The sequence below is a fragment of the Neisseria sp. P0022.S010 genome, from assembly GCF_051956635.1.
Window position 1 is genome coordinate 1 of the sequence record NZ_JBQCXF010000107.1, and the last position, 8,621, is coordinate 8,621.

Below are 8,621 nucleotides of genomic sequence, written 5' to 3' on the forward strand. Positions count from 1 at the left end.
ATATAAGGTATTGATTTAAAAGGAATTTAAAAATGAATGCAAAAGAAATTGCCGAATGGATCGAAGACCGTGGCGAGCTGATGCTCATGAAGAAGGACGGCGAAGGGTTTGTAATCGCCGCACGGTCGCCGGACGGGATGTGGAAAACGGCGGAAGCGGAAACTTTGGCTCGGGCGATAACTTTATGGGAGGAGGCGTGATGAAGATCACTAAACCAAATAAAGAAGACCTTGACGCAGTATGGGAACTGGTCGAGTTTTTAAACAAAATTGAGCAGGGTTTGAATCCGGTTTATCAACCTGCCGACCCAGAGGATGAAGATGATTTCGAATATCTGAGCAATGCGCCTGCGGATGAAGTGTTTGAAGCTTTGGAATATAAGTCTGCCAACGCCAATTTGCCTTGGATTATGACCGTATTGGATACCTTGCTGTCTTCGAGTAACGATATTGTTGACCAAGAATCTAGTGTTTTGGATTTCTCTCCAAAATTTAAACAGGCTGTAAAGGATACGGAAAGGCTGGATTTCTTGATTGAAGTCGGGTCAGCCGAATTTTCAAAAGAAAATGGTGAGAAGACCTGTTGCAGGTTAACCGAATACGGCATTAGAGGCTATGGAAGCAATTACCGCGAAGCCTTGGATGATGTGATGGCAATATGGAAGGAAGTGTGATGGACATTGAGCAATACAACCCTAAAAAGAGTCCGAAATATAGCAACTTTATTTATAGATTCTTGAAAAAGAACAAAAAAGTTATACCACATAGAGGTATGCCGGTTATCGCCAAATTTAACACGGGTATTTGGCGCATCGGGTGGCATGACACTAACGGATGGTTTATCGGTGCAGAAATCAGTTTTTTACCTAGCGAAAAAGTAGAGATTTATGCGTATAAACTGGGTGCGAAAGTCATTAAAGAAGTCAAATGGAGTGATTACCAGCGTATCGGAAGCTGCGCCATTAGTGAATTTACGCACAAATGGCGAGAAATTAATAAAAACAGTCGTTGTTGCGAATATTGTGGTCAATGGATTCGGCGAAAAGTCAAAACTTTAAAAATTATCCGTCGCAGCGATGTTTGGGAGATTGAAACATGATTTGCCGTTGTCCCAACTGTGGCGCGTCCAACAGCTTAGATAGCTTGGTCAGCGATGCTGAAGCAGCCGAAGTGCTGAAGATGTTGCTGGAACTTGATGCCGATATCGGGAAAGCGGCTATCCGCTACATTGGTCTCTTCCGCCCCGCCAAGTCCCAGCTCTCTTGGGGGCGAACCGCGAAACTGCTGAGTGAGTTGCTGCCGATGATTAAGGCTCAGGAGGCGGCACGCGACGGGGTTTGTTTCCCTGCTCCTGCCGAGGCTTGGATTCACGGTTTTAATGAAACCGTTAATGCACGCGACCAAGGCCGTCTGAAAACGCCGCTGAAGTCGCACGGCTACCTGTATGAAATCCTTGCAGGCTGGGTCGGCCAGCCAAGCGCAGGGAATCAGACAAACCAACCAAACCGCCGCGCCGCTCTGCCGGCCAACCCCAGCCAAACCCTTACTGCAGCCGCGTCGCTGCAAGGACTGAAAAAATGAAAGAACTGCCTACCCAACTGCATAACGCCATGATCGACGGCCTGACCATGCTTTTGACCCTGCGTCTGAGTGGTTCGCCGGCTGCCGACACTGTGGCCGCCACTGCGCAAACATGGAGCCGTGTATTGGCGCACGGCCGGGCGTGGGACGAAGCGCGAGATGTACCGCGCTTTCAGACGGCCTTTATGGTATTGGCCAATGAAATGAGCCGCTGGCCGAGTCCGAAAGATTTTTTAGACAAGCTGCCGCCACCGCCGGAGCCGTTGAAGCTGGAACACCATTACCACCCTACGGAGGAGGAAAAAGCGAATGGGAAATCGGCTTTAAACCGCATACAGGGCGTGATTAAAGGGGTATTAAAAGGCAAGTCGCTGATACCGCCTCCGGCTGAAACCACCGCCGAGCAGATTTTGAAACACCGCGCAAAAGTTGAGGCACTTGCCAAGCGCGAACGCGAACAAGGCTTGAGCAAGCCGAAATGTTAAACCAACCTGAAAGGAAAGAGAAAATGGCTAAAACCCGAATCAAACAGCCCGCTATCGAAGCGGCACAAGACAAAGCGGAAGTTACTGCGTTTATCCGTAAAATCGGCGATTTGCAGCGCGAAGTCAAACGCCTGGAAACCGAAGCCGGAGACAAAAAAGCAGTCATCGAAGAAGAATATGCCGCTAAAGCCGCGCCGATGTGTGCCGAAATCATGAGCCTGACCGAACGTGTGGCCGCCTACTGCGAAGCGCATAAGGACGAGCTGACGGAAAACGGTAAAACCAAAACCGTGGACTTTACTACCGGCCTAATTAAATGGCGCATCCGTCCGCCATCCGTCAAGGTAACGGGCGTGGCCGCCGTCTTGGCGTGGCTCTCCGAGAAATCCGCCTTTGCCGAGTTTGTACGTACGAAAAAGGAAATCGACAAAGATGCTATCCTGAATCAAAAAGAGCGTTTTTCAGACGGCCAAGTGCCGGGGATTAAGATTGTGTCGGGGCTTGAGGATTTTGTGATTGAGCCTACTGAGCAGGAGTTGGTGTGATGGCAAAAATTGTTATTACGATAAAAGACGAGATGCCAGTAAACGGCCTGAACGGCGTGACCATTAGTTATGACGGCGATTTGGATCCGAAAGGCGAACTGACGATGGCGCAGATGACAGCTTATAACATCAAGAAATTGATGGATGCGGTTGAGTTTGAGGCCGCAAAAAGGCTGAGTAAAGTAAATTGACCCACGGCGGGGAACAACCCGCCATTTTTGAAAAAAGGATTAGATATGTGGTTTAAACAAGTTACTCCATTCCGTGTGTTTGAATTACCGGAAGTTGAACGCCTCAAAATAGCAATTGCAGAAAACTGGTTTTGTTCTCCTGCCGGATTAGACTGGTTTAGTGAAGGCTTTTATGCTCCGGTCCCATTTGGGCTGCCTATTATTTTTGAAGCTCAAAAGACTATGCTTATTAATTTGAGGCGAGACGAAAAAGTATTACCCAGTGCCGCTATCAAGCATAAATTGGACGAACAGGTTGTTAAGATCCAAACTGCCGAAGGCCGTAATGTTGGCCGCAGAGAAAAGCATGAATTACGCGAAGCAATTATCGATAATCTGCTGCCTAATGCCTTGACTAAAAGCAGTCGCACTTATGGTTTATTTACTGGCGAGTGGTTATTCGTTGATACGGCAAATCGCCGCAAGGCCGAAAACCTGTTGACCAAGTTGCGCGAAGCCCTTGGCGGCCTGCCTGCTCAACAGCCTCTCACCCGTCAATCGCCGACATCATTGATGACCAATTGGCTGTTGCAGGGCGAAGCTCAGGGGCGGTTTGTGTTAGATAGTGATGTTACCCTGGTCGGTGTGGGCGATGTTGCTCCCAAAGTTAAAATCAGCCGCAAAGACCTTACCGCCGAAGATGTGGTACAACACGCCAAAAACGGCATGACTGTAACCGAACTTGGCTTGATTTGGAATGACCGCGTGGCATTTATCCTGACACAGGATTTAACACTGAAACGTATCCAATGGCTGGACGTTGTGCAGGAAGAAGCTGAAGGCAGCTGCGATGATGCGGAAAGTATGGCTTATGCTACACAGCTACTGATGGCGGCTGCACTGAGTACGATTCTTGGTGAGTTGGTGGATTTACTTGGAGGTTGGCAGGAATGATGGAGGGTTGGGATGGATTCTGAAGGCTGGGATTTTTAAAGCTTGATTAAAGGCCGTCTGAAATGGGGTTTAAAACCTGTTTCAGACGGCCTTTTTTATGTCTGTCAGTTTCGCAAAAAAAACATCGACTTAATACTATATATTGTATTTTATTGGTATAATATACGCTAATTTATACTATATGTTGTATTGGAGAGATAATGCGCCGGGCGTTGATTGCGAAAATTAAGATTGCTCAAAAGGAGCTGGGCTTGGATGACGGTACCTATCGCGCGGTGTTGGAGCGCGTGACGGGAAAGCGGTCGTGTACCGAGTGCAGTATCCCCGAGCTGGAACGCGTAGTAGAGGATTTGCGCCAACATGGGTTTGCGCCGAAGAAAACGGCAGGCCGTCGCCTTACTTCCCCTTTTTTATAAGGGCATTCATATGGGTTTGCGCCGAAGAAAACGGCAGGCCGTCGCCCGAACCGCCGAAGCTCTGCCGATCCGATGATGCGGAAAATCGAAGCCCTGCTGCTGGATAACGGCTGGACTTGGAATTATGCGCATGGTACGGCGAAAAAGATGTTTAAGGTTGACCGCGTGGAATGGTTGTCAGACGGCAATATGCACAAGTTGGTGGCGGCATTGCAGATTAGTGCGAACCGCCGTAAGAAAGGGGCTGTGTGATGTATGAGACGGCAGATTTTGGCGCAGTCAAGCATCTGCTCCCTGATAGTGTACAGGCGTTGATTACGGTCATCGGGTTTAATGAAACGCTGGAGTTGGTACGCCTGATGGGCGGTACGACTTATCCGTTGCGGCAGGGTTATACGAAAAACAGTCAATCCCGTGTTGCATACTTGGAGGAGATTATCGGCAGTGAGGCGGCCGGTCGGCTGGTAGAGGCAATGGCTCCGTGCAATCTGTTTATACCCCGCTGCGAGACGGCCTTGTATGAGCTGCGTAACCGTAAAATCCGCAGTCAGTTTGACCGACAGACGGCAGGCGGTACCCCTGCTTATGAGGCCGTTAACGATTTGGCCTTGGCACACCGTCTCAGCGATCGCCATGTGTGGCGAATTTTAAAGCAGGCGGATAAGGAAGCGGAGCAGGAGAATTTGTTTTAGAATGGAATGCCATGCAGATGTATGGCATTTTATTTTGGAGAAAAATATGAAAACGTTTTATTTTGTGCTGCTGGCGTTGGGTTTGGCGGCTTGTGGGCAAGTATCGGAGGAAGTCAAACCGACAGCCCCAGCACAGCAAGAAACTCAGCCTGACCCGAAAGTGAAAATCGTGGAGCGCCTGAAAAACGAAGAATACTTTATAGGGGAGAATAATTTAGACAAAATCCGCCGGCACGGCGAACTGAAAAGCCATGCGGAAAAATTGGTGGCATTGCTTGCTCAAGCTGAAAAGGAGAGCCGCGGCATGGTGTTAAACGGTAGCAATTTGGCGGAGGTCAAGACATTTAACGAGGCTTTTATCGCTGTCGCCAAATCAGCCGATGAAACTTTCGGTGGGCCATTTTTGGAAGATAAGGCTGGATTGTATCAGTGTACCAATGCCGCCAATGCTGCATATGACTACTTTACCGCCAGACAAAACCAAAACGCTATGGTTGCCAATTATAAACAAAACTACGATAACGCTATGGCCGCTTGTAAAGAGCAAATTAAACATCCTCCTGAAGCTGAGGCAACTGTCTATGCCCGTAAAGGTATCAATCTGCCTATCAATGATTGTTTAGCCGTGTTGACTGGAGATGAACCCTTTGACACATTTACTTGTCCGATGAAAATCAAATAAGGTTGAATCATGCCAAGGCCGTCTGAACAACAGACGGCCTTTTTGTTGCCTACTGACACTGTTTCGCCCGCTGCAAAAGCCATGACGTTTGAAAATGTAAGCCTCTGAAAGTGCATTTTAATCTGATTTTGAGGGAGGCTTTAATGAGCAAAATTGTTTGTCTGACTGCCGGACACAGCAACACCGACCCGGGCGCGGTCAACGGAAGCGACCGTGAGGCGGACTTGGCGCAGGATATGCGCAACATCGTGGCATCTATTTTGCGTAACGATTACGGCCTGACCGTACGCACCGACGGCGAAGGCAAAGGCAATATGCCGCTGCGCGAAGCGGTCAAGCTGATTCGCGGCTCGGATGTGGCGATTGAGTTTCACACTAATGCAGCCGTGAGTAAGGCGGCGACAGGCATCGAAGCCTTGTCCACGCCGAAAAACAAACGCTGGTGTCAGGTATTGAGCAAGGCTGTTGCCAAGGCGACCGGCTGGAAACTACGCGGCGAAGACGGCTTTAAACCCGACAATGCGGGCCAGCATTCGCGCTTGGCTTATGCGCAGGCCGGCGGCATTGTGTTTGAGCCGTTTTTTATCAGTAACGACACTGATTTGGCCTTGTTTAAGACGACTAAATGGGGCATCTGCCGCGCGATTGCGGACGCGATTGCAATGGAATTGGGAGCGGCGAAGGTATGAAAAAGTCTTTGATTGCTTTGGCTCTGTCTGTCTTGAAACCGCAGATGCCTGAATTTGAGATTAAGCCTGCCAGCATTGGCTATTTGAAACAACATCCGTCTATGCGCCTGGGCAAGTCGGGCGTGGCGGCAGCCAAACGCGCGGCGCGTAAACGCAAGGCGAGAAAGTAAGAAATATGATTGACGGTTGGGATGGTTATTAAGATGCGTATTTTTGACATTTTTAAAAACCCCGCGACAGGCGGCATTTCACATTCGAAGTTATGGGCAAACGTTGCCTGCGCGGCTGGGACGTTTAAGTTTGTTATGCTGCCTGACCCATCGGCGGAAATTTGGGCGGTGTACTTAGGCATTGTGGGCGGCTATGCGGTGGCGCGCTCGCTGGTTAGCGTGAAGCGACAGGAGGTCGAGAATGAATCTCGTGAAACTGCTGGCGAATAACTGGCAGCCGATTGCCATCATCGCGCTTGTCGGCACGGGTTTGGCGGTGTCGCACCATCAAGGCTATAAGTCGGCGTTCGCAAAGCAGCAGGCGGTCATTGAGAAAATGGAGCATGACAAGGCGCAAGCCCTGCTGTTGTCGGCTCAAAACTATGCGCGCGAGCTGGAACAGGCACGCGCGGAAGCAAAACAATCTGAAGCCAAGGCGCACGCCGTCGGTGTGAAATTGGCACAAAAGCAGGCGGAAGTAAGCCGCCTGAAAACGCAAAACAAAAAGGAAATTGAAAATGCGCTTACTCAAGACCGCCAAAAAGCAGGCGGCGGTTGTATTGACGGCCTTGGCTCTCACAGCCTGCGCCTCTACGCCCGCGCCCTCGGCTACGGAAATTAAGGTTGTCGAAAAGGCGGTCATGCCGACACCGCCCGCTGCGTTGATGGTTGCGCCGGTGCGCCCACATCCGCCGAAAGATGGCAAGACGGCAACGCTGCTCGAACATGCCGCTGAGTTTGGCGGCTATGTTTCGGAACTGGAAAACCAAAATCAGGCTTGGCGCGATTGGGCGGGCAATCACTCCCGTAAAGTCGGCGACTGACAAAAAAGCCCGCGTAGGGCGCGGGCTGAGGGTGAAAGCGGATTTTATACCTCTTTTACAGGGGTGGCGGCGGTAGTGCTTTTCAGCAAATCGACTGCGTGCTGGCAGTTTTGCTTGCTGGTGTAGCCTTCGCCCTGAGCGATGATTTCATGGTTGGCTGCTTTCAAACGCCAACGGTATTCGCCTTTTGCGTCTTTATAGATTTCAAAATACATAAGGTTTCTCCTATGAATGAGTACACGTTTTCTTACCGCTTTAACGGCAAGTCCTGGTCATTGAGCATTTGGGCGGACAGCCCTGAAGAAGCCAGGGCTAAATTTCGGGCTGCACGAGAAAATGCGCAGTATGACGGCGAAGTTGTAGCAAAGATTCATACATTTGTAAATATTTCGTGGGTTAAGAAATTGTACAAGCGGATAAAATATTTAATGGGTATCAAAGAATGACCTACCGTGAATTAGTTGAACGTCAGTTGGCTGTGCGCCATGCCGATTTGGAATTGGGCTTAAGCCGTGCACGTGAACAAGAGCCGTTTGTCATCCATGTTTCTAATCTGCTGGATAAGGCAGGGTTTGAATATACGGTACGGATGGATAAGGATTTTCAGACGACCTTTAACCTTGAATATCCAAATACAAACTACGACACCTTTAAGCGTGCAGTTTGGCAGACGATTTCGGCGTATTACTGCGTTTGTAACGATGGAGATGGACTCGAAATTTCCAGCAATCGCCCTGACGGCTACTCCGTCCGTATCGTATTTGGCGATGTGCCGGTTTAAGGGGGGGGTAAATGGACTTTGAATTTGGTTTTAAAACCCTGTGGCCGATTGCGACGGCGGCATTTTGGTTTTGGGTCAACAGCATTGCAGGCCGTCTGAAAGAGGCGGACAAGCGTATCGATGACCTTAAAGAGGAGCTGCACGCGGTCAAGCTCTCTTATCACACCAAGCAAGATGCCCAAGCCGACCGCGAAAATATCGCGGCGTCTTTGGAGCGCATCGAAAACAAACTTGAAAAAATGAATGAAAAGTTAGACCGGAAAGCGGATAAATCATGAAAGACCCAATTTTGGAAGCCTTGGCGCGTATTGAAAACAAGACTGATCAGACTCTGAAAAATCAGAAGGAAATGCAGGCGGAAATTGCACAAATCCGCCAAGACACGAAACGCACGGCCATTACATTCGGCGCACTGGGCGGCGGTGTGATTACGGTCGGCTGGGAATTGCTTAAAGCGAAAATGGGACTGTAATTATGGCTCACCCGCAAGAAATCCGTGAAAAGTTACGCCGGCTCTATGTGAGCGGCGAGCAAACTTTGGAAACGGCGGCCTTGATGTGCGAAATCCCGCAGGCCACTGCGCGTGCGTGGAAA

Annotated in this window: 21 protein-coding genes and 1 pseudogene; 21 read left to right on the plus strand and 1 reads right to left on the minus strand. The window is 49.6% G+C overall.

Features of this window, described 5'->3' with window-relative positions; translation table 11 throughout:
* Nucleotides 1-32: 32 nt before the first annotated feature.
* From ACTHUT_RS10375 to ACTHUT_RS10450, 16 genes and pseudogenes are all read left to right on the plus strand, one after another.
* The gene (locus tag ACTHUT_RS10375; RefSeq protein ID WP_199900973.1) at nucleotides 33-200 is read left to right on the plus strand and encodes a hypothetical protein; all 168 of its coding nucleotides are present in this window, start codon (nucleotides 33-35) and stop codon (nucleotides 198-200) included.
* On the plus strand, nucleotides 200-673 hold the full coding sequence (locus tag ACTHUT_RS10380; RefSeq protein ID WP_250600850.1) for a hypothetical protein: 474 nt from the start codon (nucleotides 200-202) through the stop codon (nucleotides 671-673). The genes ACTHUT_RS10375 and ACTHUT_RS10380 overlap by 1 nt, the downstream gene beginning before the upstream one ends.
* Complete coding sequence (locus tag ACTHUT_RS10385; RefSeq protein WP_250600848.1) at nucleotides 673-1,098, plus strand: hypothetical protein; 426 nt, start codon at nucleotides 673-675, stop codon at nucleotides 1,096-1,098. The genes ACTHUT_RS10380 and ACTHUT_RS10385 overlap by 1 nt, the downstream gene beginning before the upstream one ends.
* Nucleotides 1,095-1,580 (plus strand): hypothetical protein, encoded by a 486-nt coding sequence (locus ACTHUT_RS10390; RefSeq protein WP_250600846.1) that lies wholly within the window; start codon nucleotides 1,095-1,097, stop codon nucleotides 1,578-1,580. The genes ACTHUT_RS10385 and ACTHUT_RS10390 overlap by 4 nt, the downstream gene beginning before the upstream one ends.
* The gene (locus ACTHUT_RS10395) at nucleotides 1,577-2,065 is read left to right on the plus strand and encodes a hypothetical protein (protein ID WP_250600844.1); all 489 of its coding nucleotides are present in this window, start codon (nucleotides 1,577-1,579) and stop codon (nucleotides 2,063-2,065) included. The genes ACTHUT_RS10390 and ACTHUT_RS10395 overlap by 4 nt, the downstream gene beginning before the upstream one ends.
* A 23-nt stretch (nucleotides 2,066-2,088) precedes the next feature.
* Nucleotides 2,089-2,610, plus strand: a complete 522-nt coding sequence (locus ACTHUT_RS10400; RefSeq protein ID WP_003751187.1) for a host-nuclease inhibitor Gam family protein — start codon at nucleotides 2,089-2,091, stop codon at nucleotides 2,608-2,610.
* The gene (locus tag ACTHUT_RS10405) at nucleotides 2,610-2,801 is read left to right on the plus strand and encodes a hypothetical protein (RefSeq protein ID WP_250600842.1); all 192 of its coding nucleotides are present in this window, start codon (nucleotides 2,610-2,612) and stop codon (nucleotides 2,799-2,801) included. Before ACTHUT_RS10400 ends, ACTHUT_RS10405 begins: the two co-directional genes overlap by 1 nt.
* A gap of 45 nt (nucleotides 2,802-2,846) precedes the next feature.
* A complete protein-coding gene (locus ACTHUT_RS10410) occupies nucleotides 2,847-3,734 on the plus strand; it encodes a recombination-associated protein RdgC (protein ID WP_250600840.1) in 888 nt (295 codons plus the stop codon).
* Between the two features lie 200 nt (nucleotides 3,735-3,934).
* Nucleotides 3,935-4,402 (plus strand): annotated as a pseudogene (locus ACTHUT_RS10415) (gp16 family protein).
* Nucleotides 4,402-4,842, plus strand: coding sequence for a Mor transcription activator family protein (locus tag ACTHUT_RS10420; RefSeq protein ID WP_002233845.1), 441 nt, complete (start codon nucleotides 4,402-4,404; stop codon nucleotides 4,840-4,842). The pseudogene ACTHUT_RS10415 and the gene ACTHUT_RS10420 overlap by 1 nt, the downstream one beginning before the upstream one ends.
* Nucleotide 4,843: 1 nt before the next feature.
* On the plus strand, nucleotides 4,844-5,524 hold the full coding sequence (locus tag ACTHUT_RS10425; RefSeq protein ID WP_250600838.1) for a hypothetical protein: 681 nt from the start codon (nucleotides 4,844-4,846) through the stop codon (nucleotides 5,522-5,524).
* Between the two features lie 143 nt (nucleotides 5,525-5,667).
* A complete protein-coding gene (locus tag ACTHUT_RS10430; protein WP_250600836.1) occupies nucleotides 5,668-6,213 on the plus strand; it encodes an N-acetylmuramoyl-L-alanine amidase in 546 nt (181 codons plus the stop codon).
* A complete protein-coding gene (locus ACTHUT_RS10435) occupies nucleotides 6,210-6,383 on the plus strand; it encodes a hypothetical protein (RefSeq protein WP_168164746.1) in 174 nt (57 codons plus the stop codon). The genes ACTHUT_RS10430 and ACTHUT_RS10435 overlap by 4 nt, the downstream gene beginning before the upstream one ends.
* A gap of 33 nt (nucleotides 6,384-6,416) precedes the next feature.
* On the plus strand, nucleotides 6,417-6,653 hold the full coding sequence (locus ACTHUT_RS10440) for a hypothetical protein (protein ID WP_250600834.1): 237 nt from the start codon (nucleotides 6,417-6,419) through the stop codon (nucleotides 6,651-6,653).
* Nucleotides 6,625-7,044, plus strand: a complete 420-nt coding sequence (locus ACTHUT_RS10445; protein WP_250600832.1) for a hypothetical protein — start codon at nucleotides 6,625-6,627, stop codon at nucleotides 7,042-7,044. Before ACTHUT_RS10440 ends, ACTHUT_RS10445 begins: the two co-directional genes overlap by 29 nt.
* Entirely contained in the window at nucleotides 6,941-7,246 is a 306-nt protein-coding gene (locus ACTHUT_RS10450) for a hypothetical protein (protein ID WP_348772604.1), read from the plus strand. The genes ACTHUT_RS10445 and ACTHUT_RS10450 overlap by 104 nt, the downstream gene beginning before the upstream one ends.
* 44 nt (nucleotides 7,247-7,290) lie before the next feature.
* On the opposite strand, the gene ACTHUT_RS10455 is transcribed toward ACTHUT_RS10450, so the two are convergent.
* On the minus strand, nucleotides 7,291-7,461 hold the full coding sequence (locus ACTHUT_RS10455; protein WP_002215844.1) for a YegP family protein: 171 nt from the start codon (nucleotides 7,459-7,461) through the stop codon (nucleotides 7,291-7,293).
* A gap of 12 nt (nucleotides 7,462-7,473) precedes the next feature.
* On the opposite strand from ACTHUT_RS10455, the gene ACTHUT_RS10460 reads away from it, so the two are divergent.
* The 5 genes from ACTHUT_RS10460 to ACTHUT_RS10480 all read left to right on the plus strand — a co-directional run.
* Nucleotides 7,474-7,692: a hypothetical protein gene (locus tag ACTHUT_RS10460; protein ID WP_250600828.1), complete on the plus strand. Its 219-nt coding sequence runs from the start codon at nucleotides 7,474-7,476 to the stop codon at nucleotides 7,690-7,692.
* Nucleotides 7,689-8,027 (plus strand): hypothetical protein, encoded by a 339-nt coding sequence (locus tag ACTHUT_RS10465; RefSeq protein ID WP_250600826.1) that lies wholly within the window; start codon nucleotides 7,689-7,691, stop codon nucleotides 8,025-8,027. Before ACTHUT_RS10460 ends, ACTHUT_RS10465 begins: the two co-directional genes overlap by 4 nt.
* Before the next feature lie 11 nt (nucleotides 8,028-8,038).
* Nucleotides 8,039-8,305 (plus strand): hypothetical protein, encoded by a 267-nt coding sequence (locus ACTHUT_RS10470; protein WP_250600823.1) that lies wholly within the window; start codon nucleotides 8,039-8,041, stop codon nucleotides 8,303-8,305.
* Nucleotides 8,302-8,499 (plus strand): hypothetical protein, encoded by a 198-nt coding sequence (locus ACTHUT_RS10475; RefSeq protein ID WP_070630689.1) that lies wholly within the window; start codon nucleotides 8,302-8,304, stop codon nucleotides 8,497-8,499. The genes ACTHUT_RS10470 and ACTHUT_RS10475 overlap by 4 nt, the downstream gene beginning before the upstream one ends.
* Before the next feature lie 2 nt (nucleotides 8,500-8,501).
* Nucleotides 8,502-8,621 (plus strand): DUF1804 family protein (locus ACTHUT_RS10480; RefSeq protein WP_440418695.1); only part of this gene is annotated, 120 nt, incomplete at its 3' end.